This window comes from Microbacterium excoecariae (genome assembly GCF_011326725.1).
Taxonomy (GTDB): Bacteria; Actinomycetota; Actinomycetes; order Actinomycetales; family Microbacteriaceae; genus Microbacterium; species Microbacterium excoecariae.
Genome location: NZ_JAANCO010000001.1, coordinates 478,169 through 501,411, shown reverse-complemented (window position 1 = coordinate 501,411; position 23,243 = coordinate 478,169). Strand labels below are relative to the sequence as shown.

The 23,243-nt window shown below is 70.5% G+C and carries 27 protein-coding genes; 3 read left to right on the top strand and 24 right to left on the bottom strand.

What is annotated here, in order from left to right:
* The first annotated feature begins 25 nt into the window (after nt 1–25).
* The gene (locus G8E01_RS02265) at nt 26–802 is read left to right on the top strand and encodes an aminotransferase class IV (RefSeq protein ID WP_166315269.1); all 777 of its coding nucleotides are present in this window, start codon (nt 26–28) and stop codon (nt 800–802) included.
* Between the two features lie 4 nt (nt 803–806).
* On the opposite strand, the gene G8E01_RS02260 is transcribed toward G8E01_RS02265, so the two are convergent.
* The 3 genes from G8E01_RS02260 to G8E01_RS02250 all read right to left on the bottom strand — a co-directional run bounded on the left by G8E01_RS02260 (nt 807) and on the right by G8E01_RS02250 (nt 3,895).
* Complete coding sequence (locus G8E01_RS02260) at nt 807–1,286, bottom strand: hypothetical protein (protein ID WP_166315266.1); 480 nt, start codon at nt 1,284–1,286, stop codon at nt 807–809.
* 73 nt (nt 1,287–1,359) lie between these two features.
* Nucleotides 1,360–2,313 (bottom strand): CPBP family glutamic-type intramembrane protease, encoded by a 954-nt coding sequence (locus G8E01_RS13015; protein ID WP_166315263.1) that lies wholly within the window; start codon nt 2,311–2,313, stop codon nt 1,360–1,362.
* A gap of 67 nt (nt 2,314–2,380) precedes the next feature.
* The gene (locus G8E01_RS02250; protein WP_166315260.1) at nt 2,381–3,895 is read right to left on the bottom strand and encodes a SulP family inorganic anion transporter; all 1,515 of its coding nucleotides are present in this window, start codon (nt 3,893–3,895) and stop codon (nt 2,381–2,383) included.
* Between the two features lie 130 nt (nt 3,896–4,025).
* On the opposite strand from G8E01_RS02250, the gene G8E01_RS02245 reads away from it, so the two are divergent.
* Nucleotides 4,026–4,376, top strand: a complete 351-nt coding sequence (locus tag G8E01_RS02245) for a helix-turn-helix domain-containing protein (protein WP_166315257.1) — start codon at nt 4,026–4,028, stop codon at nt 4,374–4,376.
* Nucleotides 4,377–4,414: 38 nt separating this feature from the next.
* A complete protein-coding gene (locus G8E01_RS02240; RefSeq protein WP_155049082.1) occupies nt 4,415–5,545 on the top strand; it encodes a YcjF family protein in 1,131 nt (376 codons plus the stop codon).
* Nucleotides 5,546–5,554: 9 nt separating this feature from the next.
* On the opposite strand, the gene G8E01_RS02235 is transcribed toward G8E01_RS02240, so the two are convergent.
* From G8E01_RS02235 to G8E01_RS02135, 21 genes are all read right to left on the bottom strand, one after another.
* Entirely contained in the window at nt 5,555–7,174 is a 1,620-nt protein-coding gene (locus tag G8E01_RS02235) for a DUF726 domain-containing protein (protein WP_166315254.1), read from the bottom strand.
* Nucleotides 7,175–7,429: 255 nt separating this feature from the next.
* Entirely contained in the window at nt 7,430–8,818 is a 1,389-nt protein-coding gene (gene dnaB / locus G8E01_RS02230; RefSeq protein WP_338100718.1) for a replicative DNA helicase, read from the bottom strand.
* Nucleotides 8,819–9,252: 434 nt separating this feature from the next.
* Nucleotides 9,253–9,708, bottom strand: coding sequence for a 50S ribosomal protein L9 (gene rplI / locus G8E01_RS02225; protein ID WP_166315248.1), 456 nt, complete (start codon nt 9,706–9,708; stop codon nt 9,253–9,255).
* 9 nt (nt 9,709–9,717) lie between these two features.
* The gene (gene rpsR / locus G8E01_RS02220; protein ID WP_110588148.1) at nt 9,718–9,972 is read right to left on the bottom strand and encodes a 30S ribosomal protein S18; all 255 of its coding nucleotides are present in this window, start codon (nt 9,970–9,972) and stop codon (nt 9,718–9,720) included.
* A gap of 26 nt (nt 9,973–9,998) precedes the next feature.
* The gene (locus tag G8E01_RS02215) at nt 9,999–10,538 is read right to left on the bottom strand and encodes a single-stranded DNA-binding protein (protein WP_155048892.1); all 540 of its coding nucleotides are present in this window, start codon (nt 10,536–10,538) and stop codon (nt 9,999–10,001) included.
* 9 nt (nt 10,539–10,547) lie between these two features.
* Nucleotides 10,548–10,892, bottom strand: a complete 345-nt coding sequence (gene rpsF, locus G8E01_RS02210) for a 30S ribosomal protein S6 (RefSeq protein ID WP_155048915.1) — start codon at nt 10,890–10,892, stop codon at nt 10,548–10,550.
* A 169-nt stretch (nt 10,893–11,061) separates the two neighbouring features.
* Nucleotides 11,062–11,775, bottom strand: coding sequence for an alpha/beta hydrolase family protein (locus tag G8E01_RS02205; protein ID WP_166315242.1), 714 nt, complete (start codon nt 11,773–11,775; stop codon nt 11,062–11,064).
* Nucleotides 11,772–12,266 (bottom strand): flavin reductase, encoded by a 495-nt coding sequence (locus tag G8E01_RS02200; protein ID WP_166315239.1) that lies wholly within the window; start codon nt 12,264–12,266, stop codon nt 11,772–11,774. Before G8E01_RS02200 ends, G8E01_RS02205 begins: the two co-directional genes overlap by 4 nt.
* Nucleotides 12,263–13,498 carry a kynureninase gene (kynU, locus tag G8E01_RS02195; RefSeq protein ID WP_166315236.1) on the bottom strand — a complete coding sequence of 412 codons (1,236 nt, stop codon included), beginning with the start codon at nt 13,496–13,498 and terminating at the stop codon, nt 12,263–12,265. Before kynU ends, G8E01_RS02200 begins: the two co-directional genes overlap by 4 nt.
* Before the next feature lie 3 nt (nt 13,499–13,501).
* A complete protein-coding gene (locus tag G8E01_RS02190; RefSeq protein WP_166315233.1) occupies nt 13,502–14,356 on the bottom strand; it encodes a tryptophan 2,3-dioxygenase in 855 nt (284 codons plus the stop codon).
* A 73-nt stretch (nt 14,357–14,429) separates the two neighbouring features.
* Nucleotides 14,430–14,729 (bottom strand): putative quinol monooxygenase, encoded by a 300-nt coding sequence (locus G8E01_RS02185; RefSeq protein ID WP_166315230.1) that lies wholly within the window; start codon nt 14,727–14,729, stop codon nt 14,430–14,432.
* A 10-nt stretch (nt 14,730–14,739) separates the two neighbouring features.
* Complete coding sequence (locus G8E01_RS02180; RefSeq protein ID WP_166315227.1) at nt 14,740–15,759, bottom strand: LLM class flavin-dependent oxidoreductase; 1,020 nt, start codon at nt 15,757–15,759, stop codon at nt 14,740–14,742.
* On the bottom strand, nt 15,756–16,043 hold the full coding sequence (locus G8E01_RS02175) for a TIGR04076 family protein (RefSeq protein ID WP_166315224.1): 288 nt from the start codon (nt 16,041–16,043) through the stop codon (nt 15,756–15,758). The genes G8E01_RS02180 and G8E01_RS02175 overlap by 4 nt, the downstream gene beginning before the upstream one ends.
* The gene (locus tag G8E01_RS02170; protein ID WP_240921287.1) at nt 16,043–16,342 is read right to left on the bottom strand and encodes a TIGR04076 family protein; all 300 of its coding nucleotides are present in this window, start codon (nt 16,340–16,342) and stop codon (nt 16,043–16,045) included. The genes G8E01_RS02175 and G8E01_RS02170 overlap by 1 nt, the downstream gene beginning before the upstream one ends.
* Complete coding sequence (locus G8E01_RS02165) at nt 16,342–17,589, bottom strand: acyl-CoA dehydrogenase family protein (protein ID WP_166315218.1); 1,248 nt, start codon at nt 17,587–17,589, stop codon at nt 16,342–16,344. Before G8E01_RS02165 ends, G8E01_RS02170 begins: the two co-directional genes overlap by 1 nt.
* A 21-nt stretch (nt 17,590–17,610) precedes the next feature.
* A complete protein-coding gene (locus tag G8E01_RS02160; RefSeq protein WP_166315215.1) occupies nt 17,611–18,360 on the bottom strand; it encodes an SDR family NAD(P)-dependent oxidoreductase in 750 nt (249 codons plus the stop codon).
* The gene (locus G8E01_RS02155; protein ID WP_240921286.1) at nt 18,357–19,136 is read right to left on the bottom strand and encodes an amino acid ABC transporter ATP-binding protein; all 780 of its coding nucleotides are present in this window, start codon (nt 19,134–19,136) and stop codon (nt 18,357–18,359) included. Before G8E01_RS02155 ends, G8E01_RS02160 begins: the two co-directional genes overlap by 4 nt.
* Nucleotides 19,137–19,155: 19 nt before the next feature.
* Nucleotides 19,156–20,031, bottom strand: coding sequence for an amino acid ABC transporter permease (locus G8E01_RS02150; protein WP_166315212.1), 876 nt, complete (start codon nt 20,029–20,031; stop codon nt 19,156–19,158).
* On the bottom strand, nt 20,028–21,197 hold the full coding sequence (locus G8E01_RS02145) for an acyl-CoA dehydrogenase family protein (protein WP_166315209.1): 1,170 nt from the start codon (nt 21,195–21,197) through the stop codon (nt 20,028–20,030). The genes G8E01_RS02150 and G8E01_RS02145 overlap by 4 nt, the downstream gene beginning before the upstream one ends.
* Entirely contained in the window at nt 21,194–22,189 is a 996-nt protein-coding gene (locus tag G8E01_RS02140) for an LLM class flavin-dependent oxidoreductase (protein ID WP_240921285.1), read from the bottom strand. Before G8E01_RS02140 ends, G8E01_RS02145 begins: the two co-directional genes overlap by 4 nt.
* Nucleotides 22,190–22,218: 29 nt before the next feature.
* The gene (locus G8E01_RS02135) at nt 22,219–23,163 is read right to left on the bottom strand and encodes a transporter substrate-binding domain-containing protein (protein WP_166315203.1); all 945 of its coding nucleotides are present in this window, start codon (nt 23,161–23,163) and stop codon (nt 22,219–22,221) included.
* Nucleotides 23,164–23,243: the final 80 nt, after the last annotated feature.

Here is a 23,243-nt window from a genome sequence, read left to right as displayed (position 1 = left end):
GCCGTCCACGCGGCACACTGGGGGCATGCAGCAGCTCGACGGTGCGCCGGCGGATCCGGCCGACCTCGCTCCCCTCGCCCTCCTCGGCTTCGGGCACTTCACGACGATCGACGTCGACGCGGGGCGCGTGCGGGGCCTCGGCCTCCACCTCGACCGGCTCGCGGGCGACACCCGGGAGGTCTTCGACGTCGACCTCGACCTGGATCTCGTGCGGCACCGGATCCGCTCCGCGATCGCCGACGAGCCGGAGCGCGTGGTCGCGCGCATCACGCTGTTCGACCCCGCGCTCACGCTCGTGCGGCCGGGCGCCGACGCGCACCCGCGGATCCTCGTCACCCCGCGCCCCGCCCTCGCGCACGCCCCCGCGCCGCTCCGGCTGCGGTCCGCGCCGTTCGGGCGTCAGGAGCCGCGCATCAAGCACACCGGGCTGTTCGCGGCGCTGCGCCAGCGCCGGCTCGCGCAGCGCGCGGGGTTCGACGACGCGATCTTCGTGGATCCGTGGGGTCGCCTCGCCGAGGGCCCGACGTGGAACGTGGGCGTCGTCGCGGGCGGGGAGATCGTGTGGGCGTCGGGCGACGCGCTCCCCGGCGTCACCCGCGCGCTCCTCGAGGCGCACGCGGGCGGCCGCGTCGAGCCCGTCGGCCTCGAGCGGCTCGGCACGCTGGAGGCCGCGTTCGCGACGAGCTCGGGCGTCGGCGTCCGGCCGATCGCGTCGATCGACGGGGTCTCGTGGCCGACCGATCACCCGGCGTTCGACACGCTCCGCGCCGCCTACGCGGCGATCCCGGGCGAGCCGCTCTGACGCGTCAGAAGCGCCCCGCAATCTGCACGCCCGCGAGCGCGAGGCCCGCGAACAGGACGCCCCACAGCACGATCGAGATGACCTGCCAGAAGATCACGCGGTTCTTCGGCGCCCCGAACCCCACGATGATCGCGGAGGTGATCTGGCTGGGGAGGACGAGCTGGCCCAGCAGGCTCACGCCCGCAACGCCATAGCGATCGAAGCGCGCCTTGAGCTTCTGGCGGCGCGGGCTCAGCTCCTTCGGCTCCTGGTTCCGGGTCGCGGCGGAGCGGATACCGTGCGCCGACAGCACGAAGATCGTCATGGAGATGACGTTGCCGAGGACCGCCGCCGCCACGGCCACGACGGGCGGGATCCCCGCCAGCACCCCGACGAACGACCCCGCGTACGACTCCACGAAGGGGATCGCCCCGAGCAGGATCAGTCCCAGCCACTGCACGGCCGGGGGGAGGGATTCGGTAAACGACTGGAGCGATTCGATCATGTGACCAGTCCACCCGGCCGCGCAGGGGACCGCCTCCCCCGCACGGCGGATCCGCCTCCCCCGCCGGAACGGTTCAGGCGCCGGCGGCCCGGGGGTCCGGCCGCGGCGTCCAGTCGGGCGCGGGGCGGAACGCGCGCGTGAGGACGAGGATGACGATCGTTGCGGCCAGGAGGATCCACCCCGGGATCCCGACGGCGGATCCCCACAACGGATCCGCGCCCGCGCTCGCCCACCACAGCGGGTACGCGAAGGCGGTGTTGAGCGCGCCGTGCGCGACGGCGGCGGGCCACACGCTGCGCGTGGCGTAGCGCGTCCACTGCAGCAGCACGCCGACGAGCAGCGTGAACACGCACATGAGGGCGAGCCCGCCGGCGTCGGGGCGCGCGAAGTTGTAACCGAGGAGGATCACGGGGGCGTGCCACAGCCCCCAGACGACACCGATGATCGCGGCGGACGGCCAGAACCCCAGTGGGGCGAGCGCGGTCGTGAGGTAGCCGCGCCAGCCGAGCTCCTCGCCGAAGGCGAGCACGGTCGCCTGCACGATCGCCACGGGCGCGAGGACGAACTGCACGACGACGAACGTCAGGGTGTCGGGCCCGCCGATCGCCTGGAGCTGCGCGGCGAGCGCGGTCATGCCGGGATCGATCGGCGACCAGCCGGCGAGATGGGCGAGCGCCATGGCACCGAAGGCGATCGCGAACAGCGCGACGGGCGCGAAGAGGAACAGCGCGATCTTCCGCCCCACCGGGCGGAACGGGATCAGCCCGAGATAGCGGGCGCGGGATCCGCGGGGCACGGTCGCGAAAGTCACCGCGAGCGCCGCGAGCGTCGGCGTCGCCATAAGAACCGCGGCGCACACGGGGAACAGGGGCGAGCCCAGCCCGTCGCCGAGCCAGAGCGGCAGGCACACGAGCCAGCCGAGGCCCGCCGCGATCGCGAGGAAGGCCGCGACCGGGATCCACGGCACGCGCGCGGGCGGGATCCCCGGTCGGGCGTCGTGCGGGGAGAACAGGTCGGTGGCGTTCACGGTGCCATCGTCTCGCGGAGGGTGCCGCGCGCGCCTCCCCCGCAGGGCGGATCCGCGCCGGGGCGGCTCAGCCCTCGCCGCCGCCGAGGCCGCCCGAGAGGCGGCGGTGGAGGTCGCCGGGCGCGCCGTCCATGCCCTCGATCACGGCCGTCTTGCCGTGGGCGGCGTACTTCGTGACGACGGCGTCGAGCGCGGCGACGGTCGAGGCGTCCCAGACGTGCGACCGCGACATGTCGATGACGACCCGATCCGGGTCCTCCGCGTAGGCGAACTGCGTCGTGAGGTCGTTGCTCGAGGCGAAGAATAGCTCGCCCACGACCGCGTAGCGGGCTTCCTCCGCGGAGGCTTCGCGGGTCACGGTGACGAAGTGCGCGACGCGGCGGGCGAAGAGGACCATCGCGGCGAGCACGCCGAGGACGACGCCGACGGCGAGGTTGTGGGTCCACACCGTCGCCGCGACCGTGATGACCATGACCGCGGTCTCGCTCTTCGGCATGCGCCGGAGGGTCGAGAGGCGGACGCTGTGCCAGTCGAACGTGGAGGCCGAGACGACGACCATGACGGCCACGAGCGCCGCCATCGGGATGAGCGCGACGACGTCGCCGAAGACCACGACGAGAAGGAGGAGGAACACGCCGGCGAGGAAGGTGGAGATCCGCGTGCGCGCCCCCGAGGCCTTCACGTTGATCATCGTCTGGCCGATCATGGCGCAGCCGCCCATGCCGCCGAACAGGCCGGAGAGCACGTTGGCAACCCCCTGCCCGACCGCCTCGCGCGGCTTGCGGGAGTGCGTGTCGGTGATCTCGTCGACGAGCTTCGCGGTCATGAGGGATTCGAGCAGCCCCACGACCGCCATCGCGAGGGCGTAGGGGGCGATGATCCGGAGCGTCTCGAGGGTGAGCGGGACGTCGGGGAAGAGGAACGCGGGCAGGCTGTCGGGCAGCGCGCCCTTGTCGCCCACCGTCGGCACGTCGATGCCCATCGCGACGACGACGGCGGTGACGAGCACGATCGCCACGAGCGGCGCGGGCACGACCTTCGTCAGGCGCGGCAAGAGGAGGATCACGGCGAGCCCGACCGCGAACAGGGGGTACACGAGCCACGGCACGCCGATCAGCTCCGGCACCTGCGCGGAGAAGATAAGGATCGCGAGCGCGTTCACGAACCCGACCATGACGGAGCGGGGGATGAAGCGCATGAGCTTCGCGACGCCGACGAGCCCGAGGACGACCTGGATGAGCCCGCCGAGGATCACGGTCGCGAGGAGGTACTCGAGCCCGTAGTCCCGCACGACCGGGGCGACCACGAGCGCGACGGCGCCCGTCGCGGCCGAGATCATCGCGGGACGCCCGCCCGCGAACGCGATCGTGACGGCCATGACGAAGGAGGAGAACAGCCCGACCCGCGGATCCACCCCCGCGATGATGGAAAAGGCGATCGCCTCGGGAATCAGGGCGATCGCGACGACGAGGCCCGCGAGCACCTCGCGCGTGAGGATCCGCGGGCTCCGCAGCGCCTGCAGGACGGTCGGCTCGATGCGGTAGCGCGAGGACGGATCCTGCGCGGGAGTGACGGCGGTCATGCGGCTCCTCGGCAGCGCGCACCGGCGGCTCAGGTCGGCGCGGAAGAATGGGGCGTGGTCCGATCGGACCGGTTCAACCCTACCGTAACGTAAGGGTAGGGTTGAACGACGACCCGTCGACGGGAGAGCCATGACCGACGCGCCCCTCATGCACATCGGCGAGCTCGCGGAGCGCACGGGGCTCTCGCTGCGCACGATCCGGCACTACGACGAGGTCGGCCTCGTCAAGCCGTCGGGGCGGTCGGAGGGCGGCTTCCGCCAGTACAGCGAGGGCGACCTCGACCGGCTGCTGGTCATCCGGCGCATGAAGCCCCTCGGGTACTCGCTCGAGGAGATGGCGGCGCTGTTGGCGGCCGTCGACGGCACGGATCCGGACGCCCCGGCCGCGCTCGAGCGCTTCCGCGAGGACGCGCGCGAGCGCCGCGCGAAGCTGGCGCGGCAGCTGGACATGGCCGACGAGTTCATCGCGCGTCTCGGCTGACGCCCGTCGGGCGCGATAGGTTGCGGACCGGGGGTGCCATGAACGACACGAACGAGGCCTTCGTCGACGCGCACGACAAGGCCCGCCGGCGCTACGGGCGCTTCAACCTCGCCGTCGTCGGCGGCACGGGGGTGGGCAAGTCCTCCCTCGTCAACGCGGTGTTCGGCCGCGATCTCGCCCGCGTGGGCAAGGGGCTGCCCGTGACGGAGGGCGTGCACTACTACCACGACGACGTGCTGGGGATCTGGGACGTCGAGGGTTTCGAGATCGGGACGGCCACGTCGCCGGCCGAGGCGCTGCGCGGACACCTCGCGCGGATCGCGGCCCGGCCCGCGGAGGAGCAGATCTCCGTCGTCTGGTACTGCGTCGCCGCCCGCGCCGACCGCCTGACGAACGCCGACGTCGCGATGATCCGCGAGCTCGACGCAGCCGGGCTCCCCGTCATCCTCGTCCTGACCAAGGTGGAGTTCTCGCGCCACCCGGTGACCGGATCCGTTCGCCTCCCGCGCGACGTGGCGGAGTTTCGCGACTGGCTCGTGGATCCGCGCGATCACGACGGCAACCGGATCCCCCTCCCGGTGCACGCCGTCATCCCCACCGCCGCGCACGGGCCGCACGGAAAGGGCGCGGGGCCTGGGCTCGGTGAGCTCGTGGCCGAGACGCTCGCCCTCTCGCCGGAAGACGAGAAGGACGCGTTTCGCGTGGCTCAGCGACTCAACCTCCCCTGGAAGCGCAAGATGGCCCGGCCCATCATCGCTGCTGCGGCGGCTTCCGCTGCCGCAGCGACCGCGGTTCCCCTCCCCGTCGCGGATGCGACCGCCCTGGCGCCGATCCAGGTGACGATGATGGCGAAGATCGCGGCCGTCTACGACCTGAAGCTCACGTCCATGCTGTCGACGTCGACGATCGCGCAGCTGTCGGCGCAGATCACGGGCCAGGCGCTCGCGCGCAGCTTCCTCAAGCTCATCCCGGGCGCGGGTAGCGTCATCGGCAGCTCCGTCGCCTTCGCGCTCACCTACGCGATGGGCGAGGCGTGGGTGCGGGTGTGCGAGCGCGTGCAGGCCGGCAAGCTCGACCTCGCCCGCGTCGGCGACGCGTGGGAAGACCTCGGCCCCAGCGCCGGATCCGTCATCCGCGAGATGGCGACGAAGCGGATCCGGCGGGGGTAGGGGCGGGGCCTACTTCATGGCCACGTGAGTCAGGTAGTCCGAGTGCGTGGAAACCTCGTCGGAGACGTCCACGTTCTCGATCTTGCTCGACGCCGGTTGGAATCCTGACGATCCGGCCGCGACCTCGCCCGCCTGCGCCGTGCGATACAGGTAGTTCAGCACCCGATCGTTTGTCGAGAAGTAGCAATAGACACGATCATCCACCGCCGCGGTCAGCGCATCCCAGTTTCCGCGCGCGCCCATCGCCGCACCAAGGAGGTGCGCGGCCTGAATTCGGGGACCACCCGGCTTCGTTCCGAGGGTCTCCGCAGCAACAGCCATGACGCGGGCACCGAGGCTGTGGCCGACAAGCACGTACGATTCGGCGTCGGTGCGCGCCAACAGGTCGCCGAGGATGACACCTGTCTTGTCCGCGCGGCTCTTGGCGACATGCCAAGGATTCTTCGCGAGCTCCGCGGCGACAAGGGCAGGCCCGACAAGGTTCCCCAGGAGACGCGCACCCGCCTTCGTCGCGTGCATCGCCGCGGCCCGCGCCGCCACCGTGCCGGATGTCGAGGCAGCGGCATTGCCCACGAAGGCGCCGAGGTCCTTCAGTTCCTTTGCGCCCCATCGCACGCGGTAGACAGGCGAGTCGGGATAACGCGCGTCGACCACGTCCTTCCAACCGCCCCATCTCTCGCCCGCGCCTCCCGTGAGGAACCCGTTCGCCACAAGCACCGGCACACCACCTGCCCCAGGACGCAGGAGCTCGATGCCGAACGACTTGTCCTCGCGCAAATAGGCCGTCGATACTGAGGCTCCCAGTGCGCCGCCCACCGCGCCGCCCACCGCGGTCACGACGGCCGTTCCTCCGGCCATGCCAAGGCCGCCCGCCGCGATCGTCCCACCACCCAGCATGGCCAGGCCGTGGGACGTCGCCGCCGCGCCGGCATAGCCGCCGAACATCCCGAGCGAGCCGAGCGCGCCACCGATAGCTGGCGCGGCCAGGAAGGCGAGAGGGAGGGCCACTCCCGCCACCACCGCGCTACCCACGACGATCTGAGAAGCCCGCGCCAGGTCGGGCTTCTCGTACTTCAGGTACTCCTCGTAATCGTGAAGCGCACCGAAGGTCTTCTGCGCCTTCTCGAAGCCGGGGATGTCGCGCCGGTGTTCCGCGCAAAACCGCGGGATCCGCACGCCTCCCCGATCCCGCACAGCCATGTTCCGGCATCCGGGCGCAACGCACGGCAGCGTTGCCGCACCGCATCCCTGGCACACATAGACGGCGACCTGCCCGACCGGACGATTCGACTTGCGGTGCTCCGTCTCGAAGAAGCAGGACGAGCACCATGCATGTTCCACATCGAGTAGCGAGACGTCATCGGCGACATCCGCGATCCATTGCGCCAATTTGGCGAAGGACGCCGATTGCTTCTTCGCCTCGCTCCGTGCCCGATCTACGAGCTTGAGCGCGGCCTTCTGCGCGTCGGCCGAATCGAGGCGCAAGGCGTCCTCATTCGAGACGGTGCTGGCGGCGTACCAGCTCTTGCCGTACGCCCACAGGTTGTGCACGAGCGCGACGTTGTGTGCGAGCGGCCCGTCATCCTCCAGGTGCGGCTCCGCCTCGAAGACGTCGCCGCTGATGCCCAACCGAGCGCCTTGATCCGAAACTACCTCAACCCGAATTCGGGTCCCCTCGACAATGTGCGCATGAATTGAGCCAGCCATACGTAGATCGTGCCACGGGTAACACACGGCGGAATACCAGCGCCGATGCGCGCATTCGCCGCCGGGTGCAGATCGGCGCCATACTCCCGGTCGACGGAGTTACTCATAATTTTCGCGTCAAGAATTATGAGTAACTGCGCCCGCGAACATAAGGTCCACCCCGATCAGTAACCGCCCCTACTCGTCCCCGAACCCGCCGCCGTCCATGTGGACCATGTCGTGGAAGCGGCTGTAGTGGCCCTGGAAGGCAACCGAGATGTCGGCCGTGGGGCCGTTGCGGTGCTTGGCGACGATCAGGTCGGCCTCGCCGGGGCGGGTCTGCTTGTCGTAGACCTCGTCGCGGTGGAGGAGGATCACCATGTCGGCGTCCTGCTCGATCGAACCCGACTCGCGCAGGTCGCTCACCATCGGGCGCTTGTCCTGGCGCTGCTCGGGGCCACGGTTGAGCTGCGACAGCGCGATGACGGGCACCTGCAGCTCCTTCGCCATGAGCTTCAGCGCGCGAGAGAACTCCGAGACCTCCTGCTGGCGCGACTCGACGCGCTTGCCGCTCGTCATGAGCTGCAGGTAGTCGATGATGATCATCTTCAGGCCCACGCGCTGCTTGAGCCGGCGGCACTTCGCGCGGATCTCCACGAGCGTCATGTTGGGACTGTCGTCGACGTACAGGGGCGCGTCGTTGATCCGCCCGCGGGTCGAGGCGAGGGTCGTCCAGTCGCGCGAGTCGAGATCGCCCTTGCGGAGCTTCTGCAGCGGGATCTGGCCCTCGGCGCTCAGCAGGCGCATCGCGATCTCGGTCTTGCCCATCTCGAGCGAGAAGAAGATCGCGGGCTGGTCGTGCTTGATGGCGGCGGCGCGCGCGAAGTCGAGCGCGAGCGTCGACTTACCCATGGCGGGGCGCGCGGCCACGACGATCATCTGGCCCGCGTGCAGGCCGTTCGTCAGGCCGTCGAGCTCGGCGAAGCCCGTGGGCACGCCCGTCATCTCGCCGTCGCGGCCCTTGGCCATCTCGATCTCGTCGATCGCCGCCGACACGGCGATCTCGAGGGGAACGTAGTCCTCCGACTGCTCCTGCCCCGTCACGCCGTAGATCTCGGCCTGCGCCTGGTTGACGAGCTCGACGGCCTCGCCCTGCCCGTCGTACCCCATCTGCACGATGCGCGTGCCCGCGTCGACGAGGCGGCGCAGGAGCGCGCGCTCCTGCACGATCGACGCGTAGTAGCCGGCGTTGGCCGCCGTCGGCACGATCGAGGTCAGCGAGTGCAGGTAGTCGGCACCGCCGGCCTGCTGCAGGTCGCCCGTCTTGATCAGCTCGTCGGTGACCGCGATGACGTCGGTCGGCTCGCCGTGCGAGTAGAGGGAGAGGATCGCCTCGAAGATCAGCTCGTGCTTCGGGATGTAGAAGTCGGTGCCGCGCAGCGTCTCGACCACGTCGGCGACGGCGTCCTTCGACAGCAGCATGCCGCCGAGCGTCGACTGCTCGGAGAGCAGGTCGTGCGGCGGCGTGCGCTCGGCCTCGCGGCCGGAACGGCCCAGTCGCTCGGTGACCACCTCGTTGATCGACACGGACTTCCCCTCTCGCCTTCTCGGATCGCTCGCCTGCCCGCGCACCCGCGCGCGAGGACCATTCCAGCAGGCACCCCCGACATCCGAACGGCGCCGCTGCGGGCGCCGAAACGCGAGCCTACGAGGCCCTCCCCGTGCGCTCAATCCACCCTGTGGATAACTCTGTGGAGAGTCCTGGGTAAAACGCCGCAGAACCTGTGGACTGTGCCTGTGGAGAATGTGGGGAGAGGGCGGAGCGGATCCGAATTTCGCGCCTCTGAACAGGCTTTTCTTCTTCCCACACCCTGTGGACAGAAGTGTGGTTAAAGCCGGGCTTGAGACTTGAACACGCCCGGCGGCATGTGGATGAACCTCACGGTTTCACCCATGTTTCGGGCACGAAAAGGCGCCGTCCCGCACGGGGCGGAACGACGCCTTCTCGAATGCGGTGCGCGTTACTTCTTGAGCGCGACGACCTGCAGGGAGATGACCGCGGTCACGTCCTCGTGCAGGCGAACGAGCGCCTCGTGGTCACCCGTGGCCTTGATGGCCGAGGGGATCGTGACCTTGCGCTTGTCCAGCTCGCCGAGGCCGGCCGCGGACACGGCGGCGACGATGTCGGCGGGCTTGATCGAGCCGAAGAGGCGGCCCTCGGCGCCGGCCTTCGCCGACACCTTGACGCGAGCCTGCTCGAGCGACTGCTTGAGCGCCTCGGCCTCCTCGTGGGTCGCGATGGCGCGAGCCTTGCGGGCGGCGCGGATCTGCGCGACCTGCTTCTCGCCACCACGGGTCCACGCCACGGCGAACCCCTGGGGGATGAGGTAGTTACGGGCGTACCCGTCCTTGACCTCGATCACGTCTCCGGCGCTACCCAGGCCGTCGACCTCATGCGTGAGAATCAGCTTCGACATGGGATCTCCTTAGCGGCCCGCGCCCGCGTACGGAAGAAGGGCCATCTCGCGCGCGTTCTTGATCGCGCGCGCGATGAGGCGCTGCTCCTGCACCGAGACACCGGTGATACGACGGGCGCGGATCTTGCCACGCTCCGAGATGAACTTGCGAAGGGTCGCGACATCCTTGTAGTCGATGACGCCGACCCGGATGTGCTTCGCCGGGGCGGCGTTCTTGCCACCCTTGCGCGGCTTGCGGCGGTCGCCGCTTGACTTTCCAGCCATGATGGGTCCTTACGAAAAAGAAGAATTTAGAACGGGGTGTCGTCCGAGAACGACCCCGGGGTGCTCCACGCGTCGGCGCCGGTCGAGCCGGGCGTCGCCCAGGGCTCATCCGATGCCTGCTGCTGCGGGCGCTGCTGCTGGCCGCCGTATCCGCCGCCGGAAACCTGGCCGGCGTTGTTGCCGCCGCCGAAGTTTCCACTCGAGGCGGCGCGGGTGACCTGAGCTGTGGCGTAGCGCAGCGACGGGCCGATCTCCTGGACGTCCAGTTCGATCGACGTGCGACGCTCGCCCTCGCGCGTCTCGTAGTTGCGCTGACGGAGGTTGCCCTGCGCGATGACGCGCATGCCCTTCGTCAGCGAACCCGCGACGTGCTCGGCGAAGTCGCGCCAGACGCTGGCCCGGAGAAACAGGGCGTCGCCGTCCTTCCACTCGCCCGACGCGCGGTCAAACGTGCGCGGGGTCGAAGCGATCGTGAAATTCGCCACGGGGACGCCGGACTGCGTGTAGCGCAGCTCGGGGTCGGCGGTCAGATTGCCTACGACGGTGATGACGGTTTCGCCTGCCATGCTCCGACCTTAGGCCTTCGCCGCCGTCTTGCGCGCGGCCTTCGCCTCGGCCCGCTTGGCCTCGGACGCGACCATCGCAATGGCCTCCTCCGCGCGGAGGATCTTGGTGCGAACGACGTCGTCGGCGAGACCGAGCTGACGGTCCATCTCCTGCGTCGCCTCGCTCGTGGCGGTGAAGTTCACGACGGCGTAGATGCCCTCGTTCTTCTTCTGGATCTCGTAGGCGAACTTGCGCTTGCCCCAGATGTCCACGTTCTCGATCGTGCCCTCAGAGTCGGTGATGACCTTGAGGTACTTGTCGAGGTACGCGGGAACCTGGCGCTCGTCGACCGCCGCGTCGATGATGACCATCATCTCGTACTGGTGCGTGTGCGTCACTGTCCCACCTCCTTCGGACTCGAACGGACGCCGGGCATTTCCCGACGTCAGGAGGGTGTGTTGCACGTGTCCGCCGCATCTTCCGGAGTCGGATCGCGACAGACAACCTGAACAGTCTAGCCGAGATCGACCTGGAGAGCGACTGTCAGGAGTCGAGCGCCTCGAGGAGCGTCGCGAACGCGGCGTCGCGCGGGTCGATCAGCTCGTAGTGGCCCGTGCCCGGGAGGATCCGGATCCGGATCCGCGGATCGCGCGCCGCGTAGGCGCGCGCGTACGCCGCCGGCACCTCCCGGTCGTCGGCGCCATGGAGGACATGGACGCCCGCGCGCGGCACCGCGCGACACATCGGATCCGCCTGTGCCATGTCGCCCGAGCGCCCGACGAATGCGCCGGCCGCGTCGTTCGACAGGCGATCGCGATGCGCGGCCTGGAGGTCCAGCACCCCACCGAGCGACACCACGTGCTCCACGCCGAGCGCGTCGGCGACGATGAGGGCGAGGTGGCCGCCGGCGGAGTGCCCGACGAGCCGCGCCGCGGCGAGGTCCACGCCGCACACGCCCGCGGCGCGCCGCGTCACGCGCTCGAGGTCCCGCGCGGATCCCGGCCAGCCGCCGCCCGCCTGTCCCACGCGGAGGTACTCGGGGACGAGGACGACCCAGCCGCGATCCGCGAGCGCCGCCGCCAGGGGGCGCAGGTGCGTGCGGTCGTAGGCCGCCCGCCAGAATCCGCCGTGCACGAGCACGACGGATCCGCGCCGCTCGCCCCGCGGCAGGTAGAGGTCGGTGGCGTCGCCCGCGGTCTCCGTCCCGACGATGACGCGATCCGGCGCGCGCGCGACGCGGTCGAGGACGGAGGTCACTTCACGCTCGTGAACGCCGACTGGTGGAAGATGAGCGGGCTCAGGGCGGGGTTCAACCCGAGGTGCTCGACGCGGAGGAGCACGAGGTGGTGATCGCCGGCCGGCACCTCCGAGTACACCGTGCACTGCAGCCACACGGGCGCGCCCGTGAGGAACAGCGCGCCGGAATCCGCGTCGTGGGTCTCGACGCCATCGAATCGGCGGGCCTTGTCGCGCGACGCGATCTGGCGGCAGATGTCCGCGTGCTCCGTCGCCATCAGCGAGACACCGATGCGCTCGCCGGTGCGCACGCGCGGCCACGTCGTCGACGTGTTCTGCACGGCGAAGGACACGAGGGGCGGATCCATCGACACGCCCACGGAGAAGCTCGACGCGACGAGCGCCTCGCGCTCGTCGTCCACGATCGCTCCGATACAGGCGACGGCCGAGGGAAACAGGCCGAACGTCTGGCGCAGGAGCTGCGGCTCCGGCTCCAGCTGATCCAGGTTCACGAGCGCTCCTCCAGCATCATGGCGATGGTGCGGATGGCGTCGTCCACCTCGGTGAACGAGGTCGACAGCGGCGAAAGCCCCAGTCGGATGCCCGACGGCGGGCGGAAGTCGGGGATGACCCCGCGGTGCCACAGGTCGTCCATCATCCCGGCGAAGGCGGGGTGGTCGATCGTCACGTGCCCCCCGCGCACCGCGGGGTCGCGGGGCGAGGAAAGCGTCACGCCGTGCGGGGCGAGCAGCTCGTCGGCGAGAGCGATGGCGAACTCGGTCAGCGCGATTGACTTCTCGCGGATCGCCTCGATGCCCGCGCGCTCGATGAGGTCGAGCATGGACTCCATGGGGACCATGCCGAGGATCGGCGGGGTCCCGCTGATGAACCGGCGGATCCCGTCGGCCGGCTCGTATCCCTGCCCCATGGCAAAGGAGTCGCGCACGCCCATCCACCCCTGGATGGGCTGCGTCGCGTCGTCAAGATGCCGCTTCGCGACGTAGAGGAAGGCCGGTGAGCCGGGGCCGCCGCCGACGTACTTGTACGTGCACCCTGCGGCGAAGTCGACCCCGAGCGCGTCGAGCTCGATCGGGACGGCGCCGACGGAGTGGCACAGGTCCCACACGACGAGCGCGCCCGCCTCGTGCACCACCCGCGTGATCGCCGCCATGTCGGCGATGTAGGCCGAGCGGTAGGCGACGTGGCTCAGGATGACCGCCGCCGTGCGCTCCCCGACCGCCGACGCGACCTGATCCGGGGTCACGCCCGACTCGGGATCCGGGTCGATCCAGACGAGCGTGCGGCCCGTCTCGGCCGCGATGCCCTCGACGAGGTAGCGGTCCGAGGGGAAGTTGCCCCGGTCCACGACGATCTCCGAGCGGTCGGGCCGCGCGGCCACTGCCGCGCGCACGACCTTATAAAGCGACACGGTGGTCGACTCGCCGACGATCGTCTGCCCCGGCGCGGCGCCGATGAGGGCGGCGCCGATGCGGTCGCCCAGCGTGAGAGGCTTGTCGAACCACCCGGTGCCCCACCCGCGGATGAGATCGGTGCCCCAGTCGCGGGCGACGAACTCGCTCATGCGGTCCCGGAGGGCGGCGGGCGGGCGGCCCAGCGAGTTGCCGTCGAGGTAGGCGCGGACCGACGGATCGTCGGCGGCGACGAACTCGGCGCGGTAGGCGCGGAGCGGGTCGGCCGCGTCGAGCTCAGCGGCGACGGGCGCGGACGTGGGTGCGGTGGTCATCGATCAGCGTCCGATCTCGGTGCGTACGGCGAACAGCTCGGGGAAGAAGGTGAGGTCGAGCGCGCGCTGGAGGAACGGCACGCCCGAGGATCCGCCGGTCCCCTGCTTCATGCCGATGACCCGCATGACCGTGCGCAGGTGCCGGAATCGCCAGAACTGGAAGTTCTCCTCGAGGTCGACGAGCTCCTCGCAGGTCTCGTAGATCTTCCAGTTCTCGCCCGCCGCCTCGTAGATGCCGCGGAAGACGTCGACCAGCGCGTCCGAGCGCTCGTGGGCGGCGGTGACGTCGCGCTCGAGGAGCTCGCGCGGGATGTCGTATCCCTGCCGCGCGAGGAACCGCAGGAACTCGTCGTACAGGCTGGGCTGCTCCAGGAGCGCGGCGAGCGCGGCGCGCGCCGCCGGATCCGCGTCGAACACGCTCAGCATGCGCGCGTTCTTGTTCCCCAGCAGGAACTCGACGGCGCGGTACTGCCACGACTGGAACCCGGAGGACTGGGCGAGGTCGTCGCGGAACTCCGCGTACTCGCTCGGGGTCAGGGTGGCGAGCACAGACCAGGCCTCGGTCATCGTCTTCTGGATGTGCTTGACCCGCGCGATCTTCTTCAGCGCCCCGCCGAGGTCGTCGGCGATCAGCGCGTCCCGCGCCGCCGTCAGTTCATGGATGCACAGCTTGAGCCAGAGCTCGGTGGTCTGGTGCTGGACGATGAACAGCATCTCGTCGTGGTGCTCGGGTCGGCTGAGCGGGCGCTGCGCCGAGAGGATCTTGTCCAGCTCGAGGTAGGACCCGTACGTGAGCTTGTCGCGCAGGTCGGTGACGATGTCGTCCTCGAGCTCGCGCGTGTTGGCCGTGACTCCCATGCCGCACCCTTTCCGTTGATCGGATATGTCACAAGCATAACGAGCGTCGCATTACTGAGACATTACGTCGGCGCTACGGTCGCTCGACGACGTCCACGACGTAGCGGTGGAAGGCCGGCGCCGCCACCGCGTGCGCCGAGATGAACGCGGTCCACTCCGCGACGTGCGCCTGTCCGGTGTGCGTGCGGTGATCGTCCACCGATTCCCAGATCTCGAGCATGCGCAGGTACGACGGATCCGCCGTGCTCCAGGACAGCGCGTACTCGACGACTCCGGATTCCGCGAGACAGGCGGCGACGAACGCGTTCGCACGCTCCGTGACGACCTCCACGTGCTCCGGGGCGACCGCGATTCCGCCATAGACGTACAGCATGGGTTCTCCTTCAGTGGTGGTGTGACAGTTCGGCACGCAGCACGGGGAGGACCTTCTCCCCCAGCAGCCGCGTGGATTCGACCGTGTCCGGGCCCATCGGCGGACCAAACGAGATGTGGCGCACTCCGGCGTCCAGGAGCGCCCCGCACTGATCGATGACGTCGTCGACGCCGCCCGCGATCCCGAGGCGCATCATGTCGTCCGTGACGGACGCGATCGCGTCCTCCTCGCGCCCTTCGAGGACGAGGGCCTGCGTGCGGGCGAACTCGGCCGGGTCGAATCCGTTCTGCTCCAGCGCCGCCGTGGACAGCGAGCCGCTGTACTCCGCGATGTGCGTCGCGAGAAGGCGACGCGCGACGGCGCGATCGTCGGCGATCGAGACCCACGTGCACGCCGCGACGTCGAGGTCCGCCACGCGCCGGCCCGCCTTCTCGGCGCCGACCTTCAGCTGCTCCATGACGTGAAACACGTGCGACGGCGGGAGGCAGAGCGGGAGCGCTCCGTCGGCGTAGCGTCCCGTCATCTCGATCATGCGGGGCCCCATGGCGCCGACGTAGATCGGGACGGGGCGCGGGCGCTTCAGGACCGCCTGCTCCGTCCACCCGTGCCCGGCGCCGGGCACGCCCGCCGGGGAGCGGCCGTTCACGAGCTCCCGGATCGCCACCACGGCCTCGCGGGTGCGGCGCACGGGCGAGGCCGTCTCGATGCCCGCCCAGGAGAAGAACACCTCGGACCCCGCCCCGAGCCCCAGGAGGAAGCGGTCGCCCGACAGCTCCTGGAGGCCGGAGGCGTACGCCGCGATCTGAGCGGGGTGGAGGGAAACCGGATCCATGACGCCGGATCCAAAGCGGATCCGTGAGGTGCGCATGGCGATCGCCGCGAGGTAGACGAGGCCCGGGCTCCCGAAGATGTCATTGCCCGTCCAGACCTGGTCGAAGCCGACCTGCTCCGCGAACACGGCGCGGTCGACGATCTCCTGCGCGCCCGAGGAGCTCCCGATCCGCACGCTGAAGGTGGGTTCGCCGTTCATGCCGCCCCCTCCGCTCGCGCGGGCGCGGCCTCAATCCGCATCCGGACCGCCTCGGGCGGATCCGGGCATTGCAGCAGGGGCCGCGACTCCAGCCACGCCTCCAGGTCCTCGCCCTGGCGGCCCTTCACGAGCGGCACCACGGCCGCCACCGCGAAGACGCAGAAGGGCTGACCGTCGGGCATAGTGATGCCCTCGGGGCCGACCTCGAAGTGATCCCCGATCTCCATTCCGCAGGCCGAGTAGGCCATCTCCTCGAGCGTGCATCGCACGCGCTGGGTCTCCATCAGTCGTCGTCCTCTCGCGCGATCGCCTCGACCCGCATGACGAGGTTCTCCTCGGCATCCGGGCCGCAGATCAGGGGCTTGCGGACCAGCCAGTCGTCCGCCGGAAGGTCGTGCTGGCGCATCGTGATGATCGGGAGCACGACGGAGAGCGCGTAGGGGCAAAACGCCTGTCCGTCGGGCAACGTCATGCGCGATCCGTCGACCTCGAACCAGTCGCCCACCCGGGCCGTCCCCCGCGGCTTGTCCACGCGCACGACGGTGACGCGGACCCGCGGGCTCCCCGGCGATATCGCCGCCATCACGCGAAGGACCTCGCCCAGGCGGGGTCGCTCGGCAGCGTGAACGAGGCGCCGGGCGCGAGCGCGGCGGCGGCCATCGCGCCGAAGTGGGTGCGTCGCGAGCCGGCGTGCGCGAGCGCGCCATGGCTGTCGCGCACGACCCGCTGCATCGGGTTCTTGTCGAGGATCACGGCCGCCGAGGAGATCTCGGAGGCGAGGTCGACGGCGCGCTTCATCGACCGCGCCGCCATCGCGTTCGCCGCCACCATGCGCGTGCGCTGCACCGCGGTGAGCCCGGCGCCCGGGCGGAAGAGGACCTCGTCGGTGCGGCGCGCGACCTCCCGCACGCCCGCGAACGCGAAGTCGACCTCGCTCATCGCCTCTCCGAGCGCCTGCCGCGTCGCCGCGTCCACCTTGAGCGCGTCCGCGCCCTTCAGACGCCCGCGCACGAAATCGCCCGCGAGCTCGACGGCGTGGCGCGCGATCCCCAGCGCAACGCCCGTGAGCGCGAAGTGGGACACCTGCACGGCCTTGTCGAGCGGATCGCCGTCCGCCCGGTCGGGCGCCTCGCGATCGAACGAGTGGTGGGACGGCACGAACGCCGGCTCGGGAATCGCGAAGGACGTGCTCCCGGATCCGCGCACCCCCAGGACCTGCCAGTCGTGGGCGATCTCCACGGCATCGAGCGGGAGCCAGAATCCCCGGTGCACGATGGCCCCGTCGGCGCCGCGGACGGGCGTGCCGTCGCGGTAGACCTCGGCTCCGCCGATGATGTGCTCCGCGGTATAGCTTCCGGATCCCCAGCCCCACTGCCCCGAGACGAGGTACCCGCCCGGGACGATGTCGGCGCGCCCGCGCGGGTGGAAGGCGCCGGCCGTCGGCATATCCCGCGACGGGTACAGCTCCGCGTAGGCCTCGTCGCCCAGGCGGCCGGCATAGTACCCGGTCGCGTTCAGCACGCCGACGTTCCATCCGGCCGACGCGTCGACCGCCGCGACGCGCGCCGTGACCTCGACCTGCTGCTCGAGCGTCATCTCGACCCCGCCGCGGGAGGCGGGAAACGCCATCTGGAACACCCCGGCACCGCGCATCGCCGCGGCCGCGCGCTCCGTCAGGCAGGCGGCCTGCTCGATCGCGTCGGCCTCGCTCGCGATCAGCGGCAGGATCCGGTCGGTGTTGCGCAGGATGGCCGCGGCGCTGTCGGGCGCCTCGAGGCCGAGCCCCGTGGTGTCGGCGATCGCCGTCGGCATCGTCGATGCATTCGTCATCGTGTTCTCCTCACACACTCGTCAGGCGGCGATCGGCTCGCCGCCGGTGACCCATACGGTCTGGCCCGTGACCGCGCCCTGGGCCGTCAGCGCGACAATCGCGCGCGCCACGTCGTCCGGGCTCGGAAAACCGGGGAGCGCCATGCGCTCGAGCAGGCGGGCCGCCAGCTCGGCGTGCTCGACGTCGAGCGGCGTCTCGTCGGTCGGGTCGACGACCCGCCCCGGCGCCACGACGTTCACCGTGATGCCGTGCCGCCCCTCCTCCAGCGCGAGATAGCGCGCCAGCGTGGTCGCGGCGGACTTGGCCGCGCCGTACGCGCCGAACCCGGGGGCGGGCCGCGCCATCAGGGCGCCCGACACGTAGACGATGCGCCCCCACGCCCCGTCGCGCATCGCGGGCACGACGCCTGCGCAGAGCGCCTGGAACCCGAGCGCGCCGGAGAACTGCTCCCGGAGGATTCCCGGGGTCAGGTCGGCGACCGCCGCGACCTCCTGGCCCGGGTGCGCGGCGTCCACGACGACGTCGATCGGGCCGAGCGCCGCGACGGCTTCCGCCAGGGCAGCGGCCAGCTCCTCCGGATTCGTCAGGTCCGCGGATACCGCGATGGCGGGCGTCGGCAGGGACGCCGCGAGAACGCGCGCGTGGTCGATGCGGGATCGGCAATGCACCACGACGCGGGCCCCCTCGGCGGCCATCGCGCGGCAGGTCGCCGCGCCGATCACGCCCGCTCCCCCGGCGACGAACACGACGCGCCTCTCCAGGTCGCTCATCGGATCACGGCCGACAAGAAGCTCCCCGTACGCGGGTGCGCCGGGTTGTCGAGCACCTGCGCGGGCGGGCCGACCTCCACGATCTTGCCGTCGGCCATGAAAACGACGCGGTCGGCGACCTCGCGCGCGAATCCCATCTCGTGCGTCACGACGACGAGCGTCATCCCGCCCGTGCGCGCGAGATCCTTCATCACCGCGAGGACCTCGCCGACCAACTCGGGGTCGAGCGCGCTCGTGGGCTCGTCGAACAGCAGGACCTGCGGCCCCATGGCCACGGCTCGGGCGATCGCGACGCGCTGCTGCTGCCCGCCCGACAGCTGCGACGGGAACGCGTCCGCCTTGTCGCCCAGACCGACCCGGCGGAGCAGCTCGCGCGCGTGCTCGCGGGCCTCGGCCTTCGGGCGGTGCTTTATCTTGACGGGCGCGAAGGTGATGTTGTCGAGCACGGTCATGTGCGGGAAGAGGTTGAACTGCTGGAACACCATCCCGATCTCGACCCGCTGGGCGCACGCCTCGCGCTCGCGCATCTCGTGCAGACGCCCGCGCCGCTCGTGATACCCGATGAGCGACCCGTCGACGCGAATCGACCCGGTGTTGATCTCCTCCAGGTGGTTGATGCACCGCAGCAGCGTGGACTTCCCGGATCCCGACGGCCCGATGATGCAGACCGTCTCGCCCTCCTCGATCGCCAGGTCCACGTCGAACAGGACCTGCGTGTTGCCGTACCACTTGTCGACGCCGTCGATCCTGATCAGCGCGTCGGTCTTCTCGATCATCGTCATGGTCGTGCTCCTGTCACTTCGCGGCGGTGCGCTTTTCGAGGAAGTGCTGACCGACCGTCAGCACCGCGATCACGGCGAGATACCAGATCGTCGCGACGATCAGCAGCTCGATCGTGCGGAAGTTCGCGCCGGAGATGCCCAGCGCAATCGTGAGGAGGTCACCGCCGCCGATGACCGAGACGATCGCCGACGCCTTGAGCATGCCGATCAGCTCGTTCCCCATGGGCGGGAGCAGGACCTTCGCGGCCTGCGGCAGCACGATGTACCGCAGTGTGCCCAGGTAGGTCACCCCGAGCGCTTTGGCGGCCTCGTGCTGTCCGACGCCGATGGACAGGATCCCCGCGCGCACGACCTCGGCCATGTATCCGGAACCGGCGACGGCGAGCCCGACGACCGACGAGACGAACGGCGTCATCACCTCGTTGACGGGCACGGAGAAGAACTCGATGTTCGTGAACGGAATCGCCAGCGTGAAATCGGAGAAGAACAACCCGAGGTTCCCGACGAAGATCAGCAGCACGATCATGGGCACGCCGCGGAAGATGAAGATGTACACGGCCGCCACCGCGTTGAGCACGCGGGCTTCCGAGATCGCCATCACGCCCACGACGATCGCCAGGATGACGCCGAAGAACATGCCGAACACGGTCATGAGGAGCGTCGCGCCGAGGCCCTGGAAGATCGCGGGGCTCCAGAGGAACTCCCACACGATGTCCCACTGGATGTTCGGGTTGGTGGCGAGGCCCCACAGCATCGTCACGAGCGCGACGACGACGAGCGCGACGAACACGCCGCGGCCGTAGTGCCGGACCGGGACGACGTTGAGCTTCTTCGGCCGCGACGCGGCGACCTCCTCGCGCGGCGGGGCGGAGAGCTGGTGCGTGGTCATGCGGACTCCTCCAGAATCGTGCGGCCGACCGACACCCAGAGCGAGCGCGAGGTCGAGGCGTGCGCGGTGACGCCCGCGAGATCGCGTACGAGTTGCTCGAACGGGTTGCGCTCGTAGATGAGGGCGGATCCCTGCAGCTCGGCGCAGATGTCCACGACGCGGCGCGCCAGCTGCGTCGCAGCGGGCGAATCCCCGCGCGCCATGGTGGATCCGGACGGAAGCTCGCCGTCGCGGAAGATCACGTCGTCGATGGCGCCGACGCCCGCGTAGACGACGGCGCGCGCGGCGCGCGTGAGGCTCTCCGCCTCGCCGAGCAGCCCCAGGCGACGCGTGTCGTCGGCACCCTTGCGTCGCACGGCGGCAGTTGCGAGATCGACCGCGTGCTGCGCGATCCCGACGGGGATTCCCGCCATGGAATAGAAGGGCAGATCGACGACCTTGTTGAGCGGCTCGGCGTCGGCCTGCGGAGTGAAGTACCGGTCGAAGGAGTGGTGGCGCGGGATGCGCGCGCCGTCGACGCGGTACGATCGGCTCCCCGAGCCGCGGAGGCCGATGACGTGCCAGTCGTCGAGGATCTCGACCTCGTCGATGGGCAGCCACACGCCGAGAACGAGCGGCGAGCCGTCCGCCTTCATGACCTGCTCGCCGCCGTCGAAGACCTCGACGCCGGCGACGATGCGCTCGGACGCCATGATCCCGCTCCCGGTCATCCACGTGCCCGACACCACGAGCTCGTCGCCGTCGATGTCGGCGCGGCCGCGCGGGTGGAACGACCCGCACGTGGGAATGTCCAGCTCGGGGTAGAGCTCGGCGAAGGCTCGATCGCCGAGCCGCGAGGCATAGAAGCCCGTGGCCTGCAGGATGCAGAGGTTCCACGCGAGCGAGGCGTCGGCGCGCGCGAACGCCTCGACCATCTGCGTCTGCTGCGTCAGGGAGACCTGGGGGCCGCCGCGGCTCGCGGAGAACCCGACGCGATACGTCCCGGCCCGGCGCAGGGCCTCCCGCATGGGCTCGGTCATGAAGCCCTGCGCGTTCGTCTGCGCGGCCTCCGCCGCGGCCATCGGCACGAGCGCGCGCACGTTCGCGAGGATCGCCGCGCCGTCCGTCGGTTCGCGCAGCGCATCCCACGCGGTATCGCTCATCGTGGGCATCGTCGTCGAGGTCATGCGTACTCCTTCTCCACAGCAGGGATCACGTGCTCGCCGAGCACCCGAATCGCCTCCATCGGGTCGCGCCCGAGCGGGTGCCCGAACGAGAGATGTCGAATGCCATCACCGGCCAGCGCGAGGCACTGGTCGATCACGTCGTGTGCGTTGCCTGCGACGCCGAGCCGCAGCATCGCGTCGTCGACCAGGCGCACCGCCTCTTCGTGCCGGCCGTGGTCGGAGAGCCGCTGGATCTCGGCGAAACGGTCGACGTCGTATCCGGCCGCCGCGAGGGCCTCGCGCGACAGGGATCCGCAGTACCGCGCGATCCGGTCGGCGAGCATCGCGCGTGCCGCGGCGGCATCCTCGTCGATCGACACCCACAGCGCGCACGCGAGGTCGAACGGCGCGGGCTCTGAGCGCGCCGCCTGGCCGCGGGAGACCTGGTCGCGCACCCACCCGATCCGCTCGGGCGGGAGCGCGAGCGCGATCGCGCCGTCCGCGTGCCGCCCCGCCGCGCGGAGCATGTGCGGCCCCATCCCGCCGACGTAGATCGGCGTGCGGTGCGGCGAGGGCCGCTGCAGCCGCGCCGTGGTCGCCCAGCCCGCGTGGCCGTCGTCCGCAGGGGACCGCCCGTCGAGCAACGCGCGGAGCTCCTGGACCGCTCGGGCCGTGCGCGGCGCGGGCCGCTCGGCGGACATTCCCGCCCAGCCCAGGTAGACATCGCTCCCGGCCCCGAGGCCCAGGAGGTATCGCCCGCCGGACAGGTCCTGCAACTGACTCGCGAAGGAGGCGATCTCCGCGACGCTGAGGGAGACGGGGTTCAGGACGCTCGAGCCGACACGGATCCGGCTCGTGGAGTCCAGCGCCACGGTGACGGGCACGAGGCCCGACGGCTTGAACAGGTCGTTGCCGGTCCAGATCTGGTCGAACCCGACGCGCTCGGCGAGGATCGCGGCCTGCCGGAAGGTCTCGATCGGCGTACCGCTCGGGAGCCGCAGGCTCAGCGTCATCGCGCTCACGTCGGGTTCGACCTCTCGACTCAGTCGGCGATCTCGCCGACGGGGGTCTCGGTGATCGGGTTGATCGCGAGCTCGTCCCGGGAGATCCCGCCGACCAGGCCCCACTCCTCGATCAGCTCGTCGTAGGTGCCGTCGTCGATCAGGGCGCCGAGCGCCTCGTAGATGGCCTCGGTGAGCTCCGGCTGGTCCTTGCCGACCGCGATGCCCGCCATCGACGGGGGCAGCTCGTCGGATCCCGCGGTGAACATGGCGAACTCGTCGCCGTTGTTCGCCACCGCCTGGGCCTGCTCGTCTTCGCCGTTGATCCACGCGTCGACGGTGCCGGCGCGCAGGGCCTGCAGGGCGGCGGTGGCGCCCTGGTACTCGGTCATCTCGATGGCCGGCTCGCCCGCCTCCTCGCAGCGGTCGCTCGCGGCGCTGACGTACTCGACCTGGGTCGCGCCGACGGGGACCGCGATGTTCAGCCCGCACATCTCGTCGAGGCGGGCGAACGCGCCGTCGTCCTCGCCGCGGGTCAGCACGGCGTAGTCGCTCACCTGGAAGGTCACGAGGTCGACGATCGAGGTCTCGCGCTCCTCGGTGATGGAGACCTGGCCGAACAGCGCGTCCACGGATCCGGACTGGACCCCGGGGAGCTGGGCGGGCCACTGCAGGTTCTGCCACTCGACGTCGACGCCGAGCTGCTCGCCCATCGCGGCGGCGACATCCGGCGCGAAGCCGACCGGCGTGTTGGGGTCCGCGGGGTCGACACCGATGGTCGGCGGGGTCTCCCACAGGGCCCCGAAGCTGATGACCCCGGCCTCCTGCACGTCGGCGGGGAGCAGGTCGTAGAGCGGCGCGTCGTTCGCCGCGGCGGGCGCCGCGTCGTCGTCGGCGGTGCTCGCCGAGCAACCGGCGAGGAAGAGGCCGGACACGATCGGTACGGCAGCGAGGGCGAGGACAGTACTGCGACGGTGTTCACGCATTGTGAATCCTTATCGGTCAGGGAATCGGGAGGCAGGCCCGGTGCTCTCCTGCTAGGTCCATTCCTACCGACGCAATGTCA